This window comes from Variovorax sp. LjRoot84, from assembly GCF_964254305.1.
GTDB lineage: Bacteria > Pseudomonadota > Gammaproteobacteria > Burkholderiales > Burkholderiaceae_C > Variovorax.
Genome location: NZ_CAXUTE020000001.1, coordinates 534,518 through 551,337, shown reverse-complemented (window position 1 = coordinate 551,337; position 16,820 = coordinate 534,518). Strand labels below are relative to the sequence as shown.

Annotated in this window: 17 protein-coding genes; 9 read left to right on the top strand and 8 right to left on the bottom strand. The window is 66.3% G+C overall.

The annotated features are described in order from the left end of the window. The first annotated feature begins 28 nt into the window (after window positions 1-28). A complete protein-coding gene (locus ACSQ9I_RS02885; protein WP_093105080.1) occupies window positions 29-1,165 on the top strand; it encodes a PilT/PilU family type 4a pilus ATPase in 1,137 nt (378 codons plus the stop codon). A gap of 34 nt (window positions 1,166-1,199) precedes the next feature. Continuing rightward, complete coding sequence (locus ACSQ9I_RS02880; RefSeq protein WP_436312228.1) at window positions 1,200-2,120, top strand: NAD(P)-dependent oxidoreductase; 921 nt, start codon at window positions 1,200-1,202, stop codon at window positions 2,118-2,120. Between the two features lie 3 nt (window positions 2,121-2,123). Here the strand turns inward: ACSQ9I_RS02880 and ACSQ9I_RS02875 are convergent, their stop codons facing one another. The 3 genes from ACSQ9I_RS02875 to ACSQ9I_RS02865 all read right to left on the bottom strand — a co-directional run bounded on the left by ACSQ9I_RS02875 (window position 2,124) and on the right by ACSQ9I_RS02865 (window position 3,938). Next, window positions 2,124-2,861, bottom strand: a complete 738-nt coding sequence (locus ACSQ9I_RS02875) for a BON domain-containing protein (RefSeq protein WP_436312227.1) — start codon at window positions 2,859-2,861, stop codon at window positions 2,124-2,126. After that, entirely contained in the window at window positions 2,858-3,484 is a 627-nt protein-coding gene (locus ACSQ9I_RS02870; RefSeq protein WP_093105064.1) for an SIS domain-containing protein, read from the bottom strand. Before ACSQ9I_RS02870 ends, ACSQ9I_RS02875 begins: the two co-directional genes overlap by 4 nt. A gap of 97 nt (window positions 3,485-3,581) precedes the next feature. Beyond that, a complete protein-coding gene (locus ACSQ9I_RS02865; protein ID WP_093105061.1) occupies window positions 3,582-3,938 on the bottom strand; it encodes a YraN family protein in 357 nt (118 codons plus the stop codon). A gap of 40 nt (window positions 3,939-3,978) precedes the next feature. On the opposite strand from ACSQ9I_RS02865, the gene rsmI reads away from it, so the two are divergent. Continuing rightward, a complete protein-coding gene (rsmI, locus tag ACSQ9I_RS02860; RefSeq protein WP_436302619.1) occupies window positions 3,979-4,917 on the top strand; it encodes a 16S rRNA (cytidine(1402)-2'-O)-methyltransferase in 939 nt (312 codons plus the stop codon). A gap of 106 nt (window positions 4,918-5,023) precedes the next feature. On the opposite strand, the gene ACSQ9I_RS02855 is transcribed toward rsmI, so the two are convergent. After that, entirely contained in the window at window positions 5,024-5,752 is a 729-nt protein-coding gene (locus ACSQ9I_RS02855; protein ID WP_436312226.1) for a glutathione S-transferase, read from the bottom strand. Window positions 5,753-6,172: 420 nt separating this feature from the next. Between ACSQ9I_RS02855 and ACSQ9I_RS02850 the strand changes: the two genes are divergently transcribed. Further along, window positions 6,173-6,394, top strand: a complete 222-nt coding sequence (locus ACSQ9I_RS02850; RefSeq protein WP_093105053.1) for a hypothetical protein — start codon at window positions 6,173-6,175, stop codon at window positions 6,392-6,394. Between the two features lie 121 nt (window positions 6,395-6,515). Here ACSQ9I_RS02850 and ACSQ9I_RS02845 read toward each other — a convergent pair whose 3' ends face one another. After that, complete coding sequence (locus ACSQ9I_RS02845) at window positions 6,516-7,277, bottom strand: GntR family transcriptional regulator (RefSeq protein WP_436312225.1); 762 nt, start codon at window positions 7,275-7,277, stop codon at window positions 6,516-6,518. 170 nt (window positions 7,278-7,447) lie between these two features. On the opposite strand from ACSQ9I_RS02845, the gene ACSQ9I_RS02840 reads away from it, so the two are divergent. From ACSQ9I_RS02840 to ACSQ9I_RS02820, 5 genes are read left to right on the top strand one after another with little or no spacing between them, the layout of a single operon-like run. Further along, window positions 7,448-8,926 (top strand): mannitol dehydrogenase family protein, encoded by a 1,479-nt coding sequence (locus ACSQ9I_RS02840; protein ID WP_436312224.1) that lies wholly within the window; start codon window positions 7,448-7,450, stop codon window positions 8,924-8,926. Window positions 8,927-8,975: 49 nt separating this feature from the next. Beyond that, complete coding sequence (locus tag ACSQ9I_RS02835) at window positions 8,976-9,989, top strand: TRAP transporter substrate-binding protein (RefSeq protein WP_436312223.1); 1,014 nt, start codon at window positions 8,976-8,978, stop codon at window positions 9,987-9,989. 37 nt (window positions 9,990-10,026) lie between these two features. After that, a complete protein-coding gene (locus ACSQ9I_RS02830; protein ID WP_436312222.1) occupies window positions 10,027-11,886 on the top strand; it encodes a TRAP transporter large permease in 1,860 nt (619 codons plus the stop codon). 27 nt (window positions 11,887-11,913) lie between these two features. Beyond that, window positions 11,914-13,122: a D-mannonate dehydratase ManD gene (manD, locus tag ACSQ9I_RS02825; protein ID WP_093105041.1), complete on the top strand. Its 1,209-nt coding sequence runs from the start codon at window positions 11,914-11,916 to the stop codon at window positions 13,120-13,122. Between the two features lie 41 nt (window positions 13,123-13,163). After that, window positions 13,164-14,198 carry a Zn-dependent oxidoreductase gene (locus ACSQ9I_RS02820; protein ID WP_436312221.1) on the top strand — a complete coding sequence of 345 codons (1,035 nt, stop codon included), beginning with the start codon at window positions 13,164-13,166 and terminating at the stop codon, window positions 14,196-14,198. A gap of 40 nt (window positions 14,199-14,238) precedes the next feature. Here ACSQ9I_RS02820 and ACSQ9I_RS02815 read toward each other — a convergent pair whose 3' ends face one another. The 3 genes from ACSQ9I_RS02815 to ACSQ9I_RS02805 form a co-directional block, all read right to left on the bottom strand. Beyond that, on the bottom strand, window positions 14,239-14,412 hold the full coding sequence (locus ACSQ9I_RS02815) for a hypothetical protein (protein WP_436312220.1): 174 nt from the start codon (window positions 14,410-14,412) through the stop codon (window positions 14,239-14,241). A gap of 340 nt (window positions 14,413-14,752) precedes the next feature. Continuing rightward, window positions 14,753-15,388 (bottom strand): class I SAM-dependent methyltransferase, encoded by a 636-nt coding sequence (locus ACSQ9I_RS02810; protein WP_436312219.1) that lies wholly within the window; start codon window positions 15,386-15,388, stop codon window positions 14,753-14,755. 173 nt (window positions 15,389-15,561) lie between these two features. Continuing rightward, on the bottom strand, window positions 15,562-16,725 hold the full coding sequence (locus ACSQ9I_RS02805; protein ID WP_436312218.1) for a citrate/2-methylcitrate synthase: 1,164 nt from the start codon (window positions 16,723-16,725) through the stop codon (window positions 15,562-15,564). Window positions 16,726-16,820 lie beyond the last annotated feature (95 nt).

Genomic DNA, 16,820 nt, shown 5'->3' with positions numbered 1-16,820 from the left:
ACAGCCCCGCCCGCACCGGAGTACCGACATGGAACGCGATCAGGCCAGCCAGTTCATCAACGAACTCCTCAAGCTCATGGTGAGCCGCAACGGCAGCGACCTTTTCATCACGGCCGAGTTTCCGCCCGCGATCAAGGTCGACGGCAAGGTCACCAAGGTCTCGCAGCAGGCCCTCGGCGCGCAGCACACGCTGGCGCTCACGCGCTCGATCATGAACGACCGCCAGACGGCCGAGTTCGAGCGCACCAAGGAATGCAACTTCGCGATCTCGCCTACCGGCATCGGCCGCTTCCGCGTCAATGCCTTCGTGCAGCAGGGCAAGGTGGGCATGGTGCTGCGGACCATTCCGGCCAAGCTGCCGACCATCGATGCGCTCGGCATGCCGCAGGTGCTCAAGGACGTGGCGATGACCAAGCGCGGCCTCACCATCCTGGTGGGCGCCACCGGCTCGGGCAAGTCGACCACGCTGGCCGCGATGATCGACTGGCGCAACGAGAACTCCTACGGCCACATCGTGACGGTGGAAGATCCGGTCGAGTTCGTGCACCCGCACAAGAACTGCGTGGTGACGCAGCGCGAAGTCGGCATCGACACCGACAGCTGGGAAGCCGCGCTCAAGAACACGCTGCGCCAGGCGCCCGACGTGATCCTGATGGGCGAGATCCGCGACCGCGAGACCATGGAGCACGCGGTGGCCTTCGCCGAGACCGGCCACCTGTGCATGGCCACGCTGCACGCCAACAGCGCCAACCAGGCGCTGGACCGGATCATCAACTTCTTCCCCGAGGAGCGCCGCGCCCAGCTCCTGATGGACCTTTCGCTGAACCTGCGCTCGCTGATCTCGCAGCGCCTGGTCCCGACCGAAGACGGCCATGGCCGCATCGCCGCGGTCGAGATCCTGCTCAACACGCCGCTAATTGCCGACATGATCTTCAAGGGCGAAGTGGGCGAGATCAAGGAGATCATGAAGAAGAGCCGCAACCTCGGCATGCAGACCTTCGACCAGGCGCTGTTCGACCTGTTCGAAGGCAATGCGATCTCCTTTGAAGAAGCGATCCGCAACGCCGACTCGGCCAACGACCTGCGCCTGCAGATCAAGCTCAACAGCCAGCGCGCGCGCAGCACCGACTTGTCCGCGGGCACCGAGCACTTCGCGATCGTCTGATCGCGCTAAACGCATGGGCGCTAAGCTTGCGCCCATGAGCAGCCTCAATCCCCAAACCTACGACTCCTTCCCCGCGCAAAAGCTCGCCTTCCTCGGCCTCGGCGTGATGGGCTTCCCCATGGCCGGCCACCTCGCGCTGGCGGGCCACGATGTTGCGGTCTACAACCGCACGGCCGCCAAGTCCGCCGACTGGCAGATGGAATTCGCGCCCCAGGCCAAGGGCGCGCTGCGCCCTGCGGACACGCCGCGCGAAGCCGCCGCAGGCGCAACAATCGTCTTCTGCTGCGTCGGCAACGACGACGACCTGCGCTCGGTCGTGCTCGGCGACGACGGCGCCTTCGCGGGCATGGCCCAGGGCTCGGTGTTCGTCGACCACACCACGGCTTCCGCCGATGTCGCGCGCGAGCTCGCGAAGGCGGCGCTGGAACGCGGCCTCCAGTTCATCGACGCCCCAGTCTCCGGCGGCCAGGCCGGAGCGCAGAACGGTGTGCTGACGGTGATGTGCGGAGGCGACACGGCGGCCTTCGAGCGCGTCAAGCCGGTGATCGCGGCCTTTGCGCGCGCCGTCACCCTGCTCGGCGACAGCGGCGCAGGCCAGCTTGCGAAGATGGTCAACCAGATCGCGATCGCCGGCCTGGTGCAGGGCCTGTCGGAGGCGATCGCCTTCGGCCAACGCGCCGGCCTGGACATGAACGAAGTGCTGGCCGTGATCGGCAAGGGCGCGGCGCAGAGCTGGCAGATGGACAACCGCGGCAAGACCATGATCGAAGGCAAGTTCGACTACGGCTTCGCCGTCGACTGGATGCGCAAGGATCTCGGCCTGGTGCTCGACGAAGCCAAGCGCAACGGCGCGCGGCTGCCGGTGACCGCGCTGGTCGACCAGTTCTATGCCGACGTGCAGCAGGCCGGCGGAAACAGGTGGGACACCTCGAGCCTGATCACCAGGCTCAAGTAGCGGCTAGCGAACCGGCGTAGCGGTCGCGCCGCCGCCCGACGGTGAACCCGCCGGCGGCAGCGGCTCCATCGGCGGCAGCGGCACGTTGGAACGCGAGGCCGGCGCCGGACCGGTGCCGCCCTGCTGCGCCTGGTTCGCGAGCTCCGCTTCGCTGACGATCTCGACCACCCGCACCACCTTCTCCACGCCCGAGACGCCGCGCGCGATGTCGGTCGCGCGATCGGTTTCGCGCCGCGTGGCCAGACCCATCAGGTAGACCGTGCCGCGGTCGGCGACGATCTTGAAGGAATTGGCGAAGACGTCCTTGGCATCGAGCAGCGAGGCCTTGATCTTGCCGACGATGAAGGCGTCGTTGGAACGCTGCTGGAAGGTGCTCGGCGGCCCCACCGTCAGTTCGTTGACCACCGAACGCACGTTGTCGACCCGGCGCACCACCTCCTCGACGCGCCGCCGGTCGGCCTCGCTGCCCACCGCGCCGGTCAACAGCACCTGCCGATTGAAGCTCGTGATGCTGACGTACATCTGGTCGTTGGCAATCTCGCGCACCCGCGCGCCGCCGCGTAGCTCGATGCCCTGGTCGTCGATCTGCGCGCCCGAGCTGCGGCGGTCGGTCGCGACCATCCCCGCACCAACGACCGCGGCCCCTCCGACCACCAGCGGCACGCAAGCGGAAAGGCCGGCAACCAGTGCGGCGCCGGCGGTCAGGGTCAACGCGATGCGCCGGATGGATGTCTTCGTCATATGGAACCTTCCTGTTCTCCGAGTAGCTGGGCGTCCACGCCGTCGCACAGGCAGTGCAGCGCAAGCAGGTGGACTTCGTGGATTCGCGCCGCGCGTTCGTGCGGCACGCAGATCTGGACATCGGTTTCGCGCAATGCACGCCCCACGGCGCCGCCGGGGCTGCTGCTGGCGCCACTGCCCGCCGCGTTGCCCAGCAGGGCAACCACCGTCATGTCGCGTGCATGCGCTGCCTCGACCGCGGCCAGCACTGCGGCCGACTGGCCGCTAGCGCTCAGCGTCAGCAGCACGTCGCCGGCCTGGCCGAGGGCACGCACCTGGCGCGCGAACCGGTCCGCATCGCTTGCGTCGGCGGTGTCCGCGGCGGGGTCGGTGGTGTCGCCCGGCAGCGCGATCGCGCCCAACTCGGGCCGTTCGCGCTCGAAGCGGCCGACGAACTGGGCGGCGAACAGCGCGGCGAGAAGCCCCGAGACGCCCGCTCCGCAGGCCAGGATCTTGCCGCCGCTGGTCACGCAGGCGAGCAGGGCCTGCATCGCCTGCCCGATCGGTTTGCTCAGGAGCGGACCTGCCTGGTACTTGAGGTCCGCGCTGTCGATGAAGTGCTGCTGGATCCGTTGCTCGAGCATGGGCCGGGATGATAACTGTGGGTTCTGAAACAAGACGTAGGTGCTGCGCTTGATGCACTTGAGTATGGGGCAACGCATCGGTTCCCTCGGCGGGGGCTCAATCCGCGTCGAAGGCGGCCTGGATCCAGGCGATGCGCTCCTCCACCAGCACGACGTCGAAACGGCAAGGCGGCGGCGTGCGCAGCCGGCTCAGGTAGTGCCGCGCCGCGAAGACGATGCGCCGCTTCTTCACCGCGGTGATGCTCCCGGCCGCGCCGCCATGCGTGGCGCCGGCGCGCTGGCGCACCTCGACGAACACCAGCGTGCCGTCGCGCGGATCGCGCACGATCAGGTCGATCTCGCCGCCGCCGCGGCCCGGGGTTCGATAATTGCGCGCGACCAGCACCAGGCCGGCCGCTTGCAGATGGGCGAGCGCGGCGTCTTCCGCCGCATCGCCGCGCTGCTTGGTCGTCACTTGAAATGCCTCCCCGCCGTCTTGTTCTGGAGAAAACCCATTGAACTCTCTCGCCCCCGCTTCGTTCGGCGCCGCCCTGCAGGCCGCGCGCGATGCTGCGGGTGCGCAGCATTATCCGCAAGCGACGCTCTATGTCGTCGCCACGCCGATCGGCAACCTGGCAGACATCACGCTGCGCGCGCTGCAGGTGCTGCAGTTGGTCGATGCCGTCGCCTGCGAGGACACGCGCCACACCCAGAGCCTGCTGCGCGCCTATGGCATCGATCGCCCCTCGGCCCAGCTGCTCGCCCTGCACCAGCACAACGAGGCCGAGGCGGCACAGGCGGTGATCGCGCGGCTCGCGCGCGGTGAACGCATCGCCTATGTCAGCGATGCCGGCACGCCCGGTGTGAGCGACCCGGGCGCGCGCCTGGTCGCGGCCGTGCGCGAGGCAGGCTACCGGGTGCTGCCGCTGCCCGGCGCGAGCAGCGTGACGACGCTGATCGGTGCGGCCGGGCTGGTCGCGGCGGGCGATGCGGGCAGCGCTTTCGTGTTCGCCGGCTTCCTGCCCAGCAAGTCCGGTGAGCGCGATGCCGCCGTGCAGGCACTGGCCGCCGAGCCGCGCAGCGTGGTGCTGCTCGAAGCGCCGCACCGCATCGAAGCGCTGGCACGCGCGCTGGCCATTCTGGGCGAGCGGCGTGTGACGGTGGGCCGCGAACTCACCAAGCAGTTCGAGGAGATCGCCACGGTCGCCGCTGCCGCCCTGCCCGACTGGTTTGCAGCCGGCCGCGACCGCACGCGCGGCGAGTTCGCGCTGGTGCTGCATCCGAAGGCCGTGGCAGAGGACGATGGCAATGCCGAAGCCGAACGCGTGCTGCGGCTGCTGCTTGCCGAGCTGCCGCTCAAGAGCGCGGTGCGGCTTGCGGCCGAGATCAGCGGCGCGCCGCGCAATGCGCTCTACGACACCGCGCTGCGCCTGCGCGACGAGCCCAGCGACTAGAAGGGCCTGTTAACGCTATTTGCGGGGTCGCGAAGGCATGCCAGGGCGTGCCAATCAAAGCGCGCGACGCCGTGCGTGCGATCCCCGCAAATAGCGTTAACAGGCCCTAACCGTCGAGTTCCGGATAGCGCCTGAAGATACCGTCTTCGTTGAAGGCGATGCGACGCGGGCTCTGCAGGTAGTCGTGCACGCGCTGGCGGCGGCCCACGTTGGCATGCAGCTTGGCGACCGCGGGCGTCTCGGCCAACACGCGCGCCGTGGCCTTCGAAAAGGCATAGCGCAGACCCGCCACCAGCTGGAACAGCGACAGGTCGGCGTAAGTCAGCGTATCGCCGACCAGGTGCAGGTCGCCCGCGGGATTGCGCTCGAGCACGCGCTCGAACCAGCCGAGGAATTTCGGAATCCGCTCTTCGCGAAAGCACTTGGCGCGCTCCAGCGCGGCCTCGCGCTGGTCTTCGTAGTAGCGGCCGGCCGAGATCGGATGGTGCGTGTCGTGCACCTCCGCCACCATGTCGGCGATGGTGAGCTGCAGCTGGTGCGTCCAGAGCCCGTCGGCCGCGCCGATGCCGGCGAGCCCGAGCCGCGGGCCGAGGTAGAGCAGGATCGCGGCGGTCTGGCCGACCACGATGTCGCCGTCGACGAGGAAGGGCGGCGCGAAGGCCGCGCGCGGATTGTCCGGATCGCTAAGCCGCCGCGCGAGCGCGGCCTCGCCGCCGCCTTTGCCCGGCGGCTCGCGCGCCACGTCGACATACGCGGCGCCAGCTGCCTCGAGCGCGAGGCGCACGAATTCGCCGCGGCCCTGGATGGTGGGCCAGTAGTGGAGTTGGTAGGTCAAGAGGCCCTCCGCGTGGAGATGGGAAGGCCTGAAGGAAATGCCCTTGGCACCCCGCATGAATGCTGAACCTTGGCGACTTCGGCTTCCCGGATACAAAAATACCGACGAAATTCAAGATGTCGCGCTGGCACAACGCCCCAAGCGAGCGACGATGCGCCACAGCATAGCAACTTCATTAACAGGTGGAGGCCACGGCGCCATGCCGCTAGCGCCCAGACGTGCGGGTGCGCCTCCCTTCCGTTTCCCCCACGTGCCACGCTGTTTCCCTACGGCCCCCGCGCGTTCGGGGCAACGCATCTAAAAAAAAACCGCTATCAGCGCTCTGAATGACAAACATCAGGAAGCTGAACTTCCCAGACATAAGGGAAAACCCTAATATTCCGTCTTCGGCCTCGGCCACTCGTTCCTGGGAGGAACACGATGACTTCTTTCGTCGACCTGCGTCCGCAGCGCGCAATGGGAAACACCGCGTTTTCCTTGGTCAACCAGATTTGGGGCCGTGCCGCGGCCGCGGTGCAGGATTTGGCGCGGCGCCGTGCCAGCGCCTTGGCCGATGAGCGCTTCCTGGAGCGCGCCACACACGATCCGCGCCTGCTCGCAGAACTGCAGGCAGCGATTGCGCGCCACCAATCCAGCTCCTGAAGGTCGGCCGCCGCAGCATCCAGTCGCCGAGGCTGAGGTTGCGGCGGAGCAGGTCCGTGGCGCACGAACCCAGGGAAGACTATCCACCTTTGCTGGACGCTGAGGCCAAGCCAAGGATCGGTCAGTCGGCGAAGTAGCTCGCGGGCGCATGTTCGCGCAGCGCCGTGAGGTGTGCGGTGATGTGATTGATGTGGGCGGCGACGCTCGCGCCCAGACCGGCCACGTCGCGCGACGCCATCTGCGCCAGCATCTGCTCGTGTTCCTTCAGCGCGCGCTCGGCATGGCCGGCCACGTGGCCCAGCAGCAGCCAACGCACGCGGTCGAACTGGCGCTTGATAGGTTCCAGCATGGCCCAGACGTGTTCGCGACCTGCAAACTCGAACAGGCGCCGATGCATCAACTCGTCCAGCTCGGAAAAGCGATCGATCTCGCCGCTCGCGACAGCGTCGCGCTGGCGCGCAACGATCTGGCCGAATTCGTTGAGTTGCGCCGGTGTGATGGTCTGGGCGAGTTGCACATGGCTCGCGCATTCCAGCGTGCTGCGCACGAAGCGGCCTTCCTCGAGCAGCGACATGCGCACGGGTGCCACGATCGTGCCGACCTGGCGGTAGATCAGCACCATCTGTTCATCAGCCAGTTGCGCCAGCGCTTCACGCACCGGTGTGCGGCTCACATCGATCAGCTTGGAGATCGTCGCTTCCGAAAGCGCCGTGCGCGGGGGCAAGACGCCGCGCACGATGGCTTCTTGCAGCTGGCTGTGCACCTGTGCGGTATAGGAGCGCGCGGGGTCGAGCTTGAAACCGGCCAGCGCCGCAACCAAAGGGTCTTCGGGATGCTGCGCATCGGCATGGTGGGGGTTGCTGGCAAGGACTCGGGCGGTCATCGGATGGGTGCTTCTCTGGTGGGATGAGTCACTTTACACCATGGTAGTGCACGCCATGATCGCGGCCCTATCCGGGTTTCTACCGGTACTTCACGCCCGGATTGATTCGTAGACTCCTCGCATCGTGCCATGCCACCATGGTACTGTGGTGAATGATCGGAGACGCCGAAGTGCCCTTGTCAGCAGATCAGAACTCGCGGCTCTCGCAGCGCGGCCTGCGCGATCTCGGCGACGGCATCGCGCGCCCGCACTACGACCGCGGCGGCCTGGCGCGGGGCATCGTGCATCTCGGACTGGGCGCGTTTCACCGTGCCCATCAGGCGCTCTACACCGAGGCGGTCGTCGCGCGGGGCGACCTTCGCTGGGGCATCGTCGGGGTGAGTCTGCGCGACCCGCGCGTTTCCGAGGCGCTGGCAGCGCAAGACCACCTGTATTCGGTGACCGAGCGCCACGGCGACGATGCACGCACAAGGGTTGTCGGTGCGTTATGCGACGCCCTGTACGCACCCAGGCAACTTGAGCAGGTCATCGCGGCCATCGCCAATCCGGCGACGGCCATCGTGACCAGCACCGTCACTGAAAAGGGCTACAGCCAGAACCCGGCCAGCGCCGACCTCGACATCGACGACGTCCTTGTGCGCCACGACATCGCGAATCCGCAGACGCCGCGAACGACGCTGGGCGTGCTGGCCGCAGGCATCCGCCGCCGCTCCGCCGGCGCCCCGTTGACGCTGGTGTGCTGCGACAACATGGCCAGCAATGGCGACACCTTGCGCAAGCTGGTGGTGCAGTACGCGGACCTGTTCGATGCGAAGCTTGCACGCCGCATCGAAGCCGAGATCGGCTGCCCCAACAGCATGGTCGACCGCATCGTGCCGGCGGCGACGCCCGTCTCGCTCGAATGGGCCGCCGCTCGGCTCGGCCTTCGTGACGAGGCGGCCATCGTCTGCGAGCCGTTCACCCAGTGGGTGATCGAAGACCGCTTCGCCGGCATTCGACCGGCCTGGGAGGACGCTGGCGCCCTGCTCACCAGCGACGTGCGTCCCTATCAGGCGATGAAGCTGCGCCTGCTCAATGGCACGCACTCGGCGCTCGCCTACGCCGGCCAGATGGGCGGACTGGAGACGGTGTCCGACGCCATGGCGCATCCTCTGGTCGGCGGCTTCGCGCGTCGGTTGATGCTGGAGGATCTGCGCGCGAGCGTGGCGGCCCCATCGGGTTATGACGTACTGGCCTATTGCCACGAATTGCTCAGGCGTTTCGAGAATCCGGCGCTGGCCCACCGCACGCAGCAGATCGCCATGGACGGGACCCAGAAGGTACCGGTGCGCTGGCTGCCAGCCTTGCGCGAGAGCCTCGTGGCGGGGGTGGAGCGCCCGCAACTCGAGCGCGCATTGGCGATCTGGCTGCACTACCTGGCCGCCGGGCACAGCGACAACGGCGCAGCACTGGTCATCAGCGACCCGGGCGCCGAGGCGCTCGCTGCGCGCCTGCGGCGGGCCGCCAACGACACCGACGCGGCGAACGCCGCGTTGGCGCACAGCGCCGTCTTCGGCACGGGGCCTTGGCCGCCGGTCTTTGCCGGCCGTCTGGCGCGGCACCTGTCCACGCTGCGCCAAGGCGGCATGACGGCGTTGCTGTCCACCTGAATCGCGCATCCCGCACCACCGACCCAGAAGACCTAACGGAGACCTTGTCATGACCTTCGCGCCCACTCGCCGCCAGTTCGCCACCGCCGTCGCCGGCGTGGCCGCCACGCTCCCAGCCCGCTTCGCTTTTGCGCAAAGCGAGATCAAGCTCAAGTACGGCACCGCCTTCCCGGCCGACCATCCCGGCACCTTGCGCATCAAGGAAGCGGCCGAAGCGATACGCAAGGACACCGGCGGCCGGGTCGACTTGCAGGTCTACCCGACCAGCCAGCTCGGCAGCGAGCCGGACATGATTTCGCAGACGCGCGCCGGCGCGATCGACATCATGTCCACCGCCGGCACCAATCTGCAGACGCTGGTGGCAACCGCTGGCATCAACGGCGTGGCCTTCGCGTTCAAGGACTATGACGCGGTGTGGGCCGCGATGGACGGTGATCTGGGCGCCCATGTCCGATCCGCGCTGGCCAAGGCGAACCTGCATGCCTACGAAAAGTGCCTCGACAACGGCTACCGCAATATCACGTCGGCCAGCAAGCCCATCGTCTCGCCGGCCGACCTGAAAGGTTTCAAGATCCGCGTGCCGGGCATCCCGCTGTGGATCTCGATGTTCAAGGCCATGGGCGCATCGCCGACCGCGATTCCGTTCGGCGAGCTCTACTCGTCGCTGCAGACCAAGGTGGTCGACGGGCAGGAGAATCCGCTCGCGCTGATCCAGAGTGCCAAGCTCTATGAAGTTCAGAAGTACTGTTCGCTGACGGCTCATACCTGGGACGGCCACTTCATCTTCGGCAACGCGAAGAAGCTGCAGGCCTTGCCGAAGGAGGTTCAGGAGTCGCTGTCGAAGAATCTCAACGCTGCCGCCCTCAAGCAGCGCGAGGACATCGCGAGGCTGAACGCCGACGCGCAGGCCCAACTGACCAAGCTGGGCGTGACCTTCAACAAACCCGATCCGGGACCGTTCCGCGACATGCTCAAGACCGCGGGCTTCTATACCGAGTGGAAGGGCAAGTACGGCGACGAGGCCTGGGCCAAGCTCGAGAAGTATTCGGGCAAGCTCGTCTGACGCCCGCGCGGCCAACCATCCCGATCAGGAGCGCCCCATGCAGTCCACTGTCGATCCGCTCGCTATTGCCACGCCTGCCACTTCGCGCTGGTTCGACCGGTTGCTGGCTTGGGTGACCGATATTCCCGCTGCCGCCATCGTGGTGGCCGAAGTTCTGATCCTGGGTGGCGGCGCCTTCGCGCGCTACGCGTTGCATGACCCGATCACCTGGACCGACGAACTCGCCAGCATCCTGTTCCTGTGGCTGGCGGTGCTCGGGTCGTGCATTGCATTGCGGCGCACCGCCCACATGCACCTGACGACCTTCATCAAGGATCTGCCGCCCGCAAGGCGCGCCTGGCTCGATGCGCTCGGCATGTGCCTGGTGGTCGCGTTCCTGGTCATGTTGGTCGGTCCGGCCTGGGAGCATTGGCACGGAGAGATCGAGGTCTCGACGCCGGTGCTCGGTATCAGCGAGGGATGGCGCGCAGGGGCTGTGTTCGCAGGCACAGCGCTGATGCTGGTAACCGCCGTGACGCGGCTCTTCGAGCAGGCGAGCTGGAAGCAGATTGCGCTCACCGGTGGTGCTGTGGCGCTGGGCGGCGCGGCGCTGTGGCTGCTGTCGCCGACGCTGGCCGGTTTGGGAAACATCAACCTGGTGATCTTCTTTCTGGTCATGCTGGTCGGCGCGATCGTGATCGGCGTTCCCATCGCCTTCGCGTTCGGCCTGGCAACGATGTCGTACCTGGCGTTCTCCACCAGCACGCCGATGTCGATCATGCCCAACCGCATGCAGGAAGGCATGTCGCACCTGATCCTTCTGGCCGTGCCGCTCTTCGTCTTCCTGGGCTCGCTGATCGAGATGACCGGCCTGGCCCGCGCGATGATCAATTTCCTCGTGAGCCTGATCGGCCACGTACGCGGCGGCCTGCAGTACGTGCTGCTGGGCGCGATGTACATCGTGTCCGGCATCTCGGGTGCCAAGGCGGCCGACATGGCTGCGGTTGCCCCGGCGCTGTTCCCCGAGATGAAGAAGCGCGGCAGCAAGGATGGCGACCTGATCGGCCTGCTGTCGGCCTCGGGCGCCATGTCGGAAACCATCCCGCCGAGCATCGTGCTCATCACGGTCGGCTCGGTGACCGGCGTGTCGATCACCTCACTGTTCATCGGCGGCCTGATGCCGGCCGTCGTCGGTCTGGTGCTGATGGCATGCGTCGTCTGGTGGCAGACGCGCCGCGAAGACATGTCGGGCGTCACCAAGGCGACGCGCCAGCAGGTCGGCAAACTGCTGCTGGTGGCGCTGCCGGCGCTCGCGCTGCCTGTGATCATCCGCACCGCGGTGGTCGAGGGCGTGGCCACCGCGACCGAGGTGTCGACGATCGGCATCTTCTACACCGTGCTCGCGGGCATCTGCATCTACCGTCAGTTCGACTGGCGCCGAATCTACCCCATGCTGCTCGACACGGCGTGCCTGTCGGGGGCGATCCTGCTGATCGTCGGTTGCGCCACCGCCATGGCGTGGGCGCTGACGCAGTCGGGCTTTGCGCAGGACCTGGTCAAGATCATGACCGCGGTGCCGGGCGGCAAGGTGGGCTTCCTGCTGGTGTCCGCTCTGGCGTTCGTGGTGCTGGGCAGCCTGCTCGAGGGCATCCCCGCGATCGTGCTGTTCGGGCCGCTGCTGTTCCCCATCGCCAAGCTCGTCGGCGTCAACGAGGTGCACTACGCGATGGTCGTGATCTTCGCGATGGGCCTCGGCCTCTTCGCGCCGCCGTTCGGGGTCGGCTTCTATGCGGCCTGTGCGATCGGCCGGGTGCCGCCGGACGTCGCGATGCCGCGTGTCTGGCCCCACATGGCGGCGCTGTTCCTCGCGCTCCTGCTGCTGGTGTTCGTGCCCTGGTTCTCGGTCGGATTCCTCTGAGCATCGTCGTACTTCCTGGAGACTGAATTGAAGATCGAACGCATCCAGACGATCGTTACCTGCCCCGGCCGCAACTTCGTGACGGTGAAAATCGTCACGGACGAGGGCATTCACGGCCTGGGCGACGCAACGCTCAATGGCCGCGAGTTGGCCGTCAAGTCCTACCTGGACGAACACGTGTTTCCCTGCCTGATCGGGCGCGACCCCCGCAACATCGAGGACATCTGGCAGTACCTCTACCGCGGCGCCTACTGGCGGCGCGGGCCGGTCACGATGACAGCGATCGCCGCCATCGACATGGCGCTGTGGGACATCAAGGGCAAGCTCGCGGGCATGCCGGTGTACCAGCTGCTCGGCGGCAAGAGCCGGCACGGCCTGATGGTGTACGGCCACGCCAATGGTCGCGACCACGCCGAAGCGATCGAGGCGGTGCACAAGCACGCGCAAGAGGGCTTCAAGGCGATCCGCGTGCAGTCCGGTGTGCCGGGTCTGGCGAAGACCTATGGCGTTGGCAAGACCAAGGGCTTCTACGAGCCGGCCGAAAAAGGCCTGCCGCCGGAAGAGCCGTGGGACACCTCGCTCTACCTGCGTCACACGCCCGAGCTGTTTCGCAAGGTGCGCGAGGCGGTGGGCTTCGAAACGCATCTGCTGCATGACGCCCACCATCGCCTGACGCCGATCGAGGCCGGCCGGCTCGGCAAGGAACTCGAGCCCTACGGCCTGTTCTGGATCGAGGACGCAACGCCGGCCGAGAACCAGGAGGCCTTCCGCCTGATCCGCCAGCACACCACCACCCCGCTGGCCGTGGGCGAGGTCTTCAACTCGATCTGGGACTGCAAGAACCTGATCAGCGAGCAGCTGATCGACTACATCCGCTCGACCATCACGCATGCCGGTGGCATCACGCATGTGCGCCGCATCGCGGACTATGCGGCGATGTATCAGGTGCGCACCGGGTTTCACGGTGCGACCGACCTGTCGCCGGTTTGCATGGCGGCAGCCGTCAACTTCGGCCTGTGGGTTCCCAATTTCGGCATCCAGGAGTTGATGCCGCACACGGCGCTCACCGACGAAGTCTTTCCGCACAACTATCGCTTCGAGGATGGCTACCTGGTGATGGACGAAGTGCCCGGACTGGGCGTCGACATCGACGAGGCGCTGGCGGCCAGGTATCCCTACGAGCGCGCTTATCTGCCCGTGGCGCGGCTCGCCGATGGCTCGATGTGGAACTGGTGACTCACGCCCCACGGCATCTCAAACCAACAGGAAATTTCATCATGCTGAGCGTCGTCGTCGATCAACCCAACAGCATGGCCGTGCGCGAACGGCCCATGCCCGAGCCCCAGGCCGGCGAGGTGCGCGTGCGCGTGCGCTACGCGGGCATCTGCGGCTCTGACCTGCACATCTTTCACGGCCACAACCCGTTCGTCTCCTACCCGCGCGTCATCGGCCACGAGTTCGTCGGTCGCATCGAATCGGTGGGCGCCGGCGTCAGCGCCGCGCGCATCGGCGAGACGGTGGTCGTGGACCCGGTCATCAGTTGTGGGGAGTGCCATGCCTGCCTGATCGGGCGGCAGAACGTTTGCAGCCGCCTGCAGGTGATCGGCGTGCATCGCGACGGCGGCTTCAGCCAGTACGCCTGCGTGCCGGAGAAGAATGCCTACGTGGTGCCCAAGGGCTTGGCCGATGCCAGCGCATCGGTGATCGAGCCCTTTGCCGTGGCCGCGAACGTCACCCAACGTACTGGCGTCTTTCCCAGCGATGTCGCGCTGATCTACGGTGCCGGGCCGATCGGCCTCAACCTGATGCAGGTGCTCAAGCGCGTCTACGGCATTCGCGCGTTCATCACCGATCACTTCGACGAGCGGCTCGCCTTGGCGCTCGACTGCGGCGCGGCGGAGGACGAGATCATCAATACCGCGCGCGAATCGCTGCCGGAGGCTCTGTCCAAACGCGGGGTCGTTGGCGGACCGACCCTCATCTACGATGCTGTATGCCATCCGACGATTGTCGAAGAGGCGGTGCGCATTGCGGCGCCTGCGGGCCGAATCGGTGTGCTGGGCTTCTCCGCCACGCCTTCTGCCATTCCGCAGCAGGAACTGACAAAGAAGGAGCTCTCGCTCTACGCCTCGCGCCTGAACTGCGCGATGTTCCCGACCGTGATCGACTGGATCCAGAGTGGGCTGGTCGACCCCGGACGCATCATCAGTCACAAGGTGGACTTCCGTGACGTGGCCGGAGCGTTCGACATTGCCGAGCGCAATCCACGCTACAGCTGCAAGGTGCTGCTGGACTTTGGTGAGAACGCGTGATCGCCCGCAGGCACTCGGCCTCGACTGGCAAGGACACCCCTCAGCTCGCAGCGCGAGCGGCCTGGACGAGCAGTTTCTGCAGTTCGGCCGAAGTTTCTCGTAGCTTGCCGAGCGCCTTGAGCGCCGCCGCGAACTCGCCTACTTCGACGCCTTGGTCGTTCAGGAGCTGAAGCACGAAGCGCTCGAAGGCGTCCCCTACTTCTCCTTCGAGCAATTGGTGGTCTTCGAGGATCACATTGCCGAGCAGCAGGAGCTCGGGCGAGCGCGCGTAGGCCGACGATGCGATCGTTCGAAGTCAGCCCTCGGGGCGGCGATAGTGGCCGCAGTTCGTCGCCTGGGGTCTTGGCGTGGCACAGTATTCACGACGACGCAGCTTCCTGGATGTCGTTCTCGTTGGGTACGCTCGACACGCCATTTACCCCATTGAAGCAGCAGCATATTCACCTGGCGTCCAAGGCTCCTTGGCACGAAGCTGATGATGTGTTGTCACGGAGAAAATGACCGAGGTCGGCCCATCTCCGGATGCTCGGGAGTGGCTTCTTTCAGGCGGTCTATCAGCGGTTGATCAGTTCAAACGACAGTTTTCTCCGGAGCCGGTACCACTTCTCGTCGGGCCTCAGGATCACTTCCAGCAGGATCGGCAAACTGAAATGCGAAGGCTCCACGTCGGTGATCTCCCAGGCGGGAAACGCGGCTTCGACGTCGCTGCGGTAGGCGCCACGAATCAAGGGCCGAATCCGTCTTGGCCACACGAACAGCAGCACCGTTGCGTCAGGTGCGGAGACGGCTGTGACTTCCTGCCCCATCGCGATCTGCTCTTCCGGTTGAAGGCCATGGAATGCTCCCGTATCGAGGATCAAACGGAAACCGTCGCCGATGCCTGCGCGGCCCAGCGCAGTCACGTCACCCCGGACGAGCTTCATCTCCACGCTTGCGCTGCGCACTCGATCATGTGCACGACGCAATGCTTTCTCGACGAGATCCACGCCAGTCACCTGCCAGCCACGCTTCGCGAGCTCGATGCCCCAGATGCCGCTCCCGGTGCCGAGATCGAGCGCACGTCCGTAAGGCGGCTGGCGGCCCAGCTCTTCGCGATCGAACATCTGCGCTGCCTTTGCGACGAATGGCGGATCGGCGGCGGCATCCTCCCACGGATGGAAGCCGATGGCGTAAGCCAGCCGGTAGTTCATGAGGCGCCGCCCCGTTGCAGGTTCGACATCACGACCTTGATCGTCTCCTGCAGGACGTCGGTCGGGCTGAATTCCACGATCTCGGTCTCGCAACACGCCGGCACCATTCGGTGGATCCGATACACGCTCGAAGGGCCCTGGTCGCCGGCAGAAGCTCGAACGGCAGAGGCCGCCTAAGTTCGGGCGCCCTGCGGCATGTTGGGTATCGGGCCCACATAGCGCCCGCGTGGGCGGATCACTTGCGCCACGCCCAGTTGTTCCAAGCTGTGCGCCAGCAACCCGACACTGCGCGCCGTTGCAAACAGGCCAAATGCCGCGTCGGCGGGCAGTCGATGGTGCGCAACCAGGGCGGCCAGGGCCACGTCGATGTTGGGCTGCAAACCGGTCAGGTTCGTCACCTTCTGGATGAAGCGCGCGATCACCTCCGGGGGCTCGAACAACGCCAGCAAGGCGGCTGCGCGCGGATCGCCATCGGGATAGAGGTGGTGACCAAATCCTGCCAAGGGCAAACCGGTCGACAGGTAGTGGGCCACCACCTGGTCCTCTCCAAGTCGTTCCACTTCGCTGAACAGCGCCTGGACGCGGCCTGAGGCATCACCATGCAACGGGCCCGACAGCGTGGTCAATCCGGCCAGAAGGCATGCCGGCAACGAGGCGCCTGTCGAAGCCGAAATGCGTGCGACAAAGGCTGAACTTGTCAACTCATGGTCGACCAGCAACACCATGGCAGTTCGCAGCAAATCAGCCACCTGGGTCGATTGTTTCCACCCTTGCGCAAAGCGCAAGTGCAGCGGCTGGCGCCCCGGCTGGGCACCGAACGCATTGGCCAACTGACCCACCAAACTCTGGCCCTCGTTGTGCAGCACCCGCGTCAGACGTCCATGGGTGGAATGCCCGGCGGCTGCCAGACTGGCCAAGGCAGTGAAGGCAGCGACTCGCCCAGGCTTGCCCGAGCGCATCAGCGTAGCGGACGAAAAGTCGACGGGTTGCTCCGCGCCCCACAACAGTTGAGCCAAATCTTCCAGGGTGGCTGACCGGGCCAGGCTCACGGCATCCTGGCCGCGGTAATACGGGCGCCCGCGAAAGAACGCACACAGGGCCGTCGGGATGCTGGGCTCCGAGCCGAACAGCGTGTTGGCGGCCAGGGTCTCGTGTTTGCGGCCGGCCTGTTTGCGTTTGGCCAAGCCTGCCACGTCCTCGGCGCGGTACAGGCTGCGGCGCGTATCGGCCGGATCGGGCATGACTTCGAGCTTGCCGCGGCTCACGTAGGCGTAAACCGTCTGGGGTCGCACCCCGAGGAGGTGGCACACCTCGTCCATCGAAATCCAGGAAACCATGGTCGGGTGCGAGAAAGTTTATATGTTGATTTTGTACATCAATATTGACTTACTAATCAATCATTAACAACATGCTCCCCTCCTGAAGAAGCCGT

Coding starts and splice junctions, on each gene's coding strand:
- ACSQ9I_RS02885 (WP_093105080.1), top strand. CDS start 29: ATGGAACGCGATCAGGCCAGCCAGTTCATCAACGAACTCCTCAAGCTC.
- ACSQ9I_RS02880 (WP_436312228.1), top strand. CDS start 1,200: ATGAGCAGCCTCAATCCCCAAACCTACGACTCCTTCCCCGCGCAAAAG.
- ACSQ9I_RS02875 (WP_436312227.1), bottom strand. CDS start 2,861: ATGACGAAGACATCCATCCGGCGCATCGCGTTGACCCTGACCGCCGGC.
- ACSQ9I_RS02870 (WP_093105064.1), bottom strand. CDS start 3,484: ATGCTCGAGCAACGGATCCAGCAGCACTTCATCGACAGCGCGGACCTC.
- ACSQ9I_RS02850 (WP_093105053.1), top strand. CDS start 6,173: ATGACTTCTTTCGTCGACCTGCGTCCGCAGCGCGCAATGGGAAACACC.
- ACSQ9I_RS02845 (WP_436312225.1), bottom strand. CDS start 7,277: ATGACCGCCCGAGTCCTTGCCAGCAACCCCCACCATGCCGATGCGCAG.
- ACSQ9I_RS02835 (WP_436312223.1), top strand. CDS start 8,976: ATGACCTTCGCGCCCACTCGCCGCCAGTTCGCCACCGCCGTCGCCGGC.
- ACSQ9I_RS02830 (WP_436312222.1), top strand. CDS start 10,027: ATGCAGTCCACTGTCGATCCGCTCGCTATTGCCACGCCTGCCACTTCG.
- ACSQ9I_RS02820 (WP_436312221.1), top strand. CDS start 13,164: ATGCTGAGCGTCGTCGTCGATCAACCCAACAGCATGGCCGTGCGCGAA.
- ACSQ9I_RS02810 (WP_436312219.1), bottom strand. CDS start 15,388: ATGAACTACCGGCTGGCTTACGCCATCGGCTTCCATCCGTGGGAGGAT.
- ACSQ9I_RS02805 (WP_436312218.1), bottom strand. CDS start 16,725: ATGGTTTCCTGGATTTCGATGGACGAGGTGTGCCACCTCCTCGGGGTG.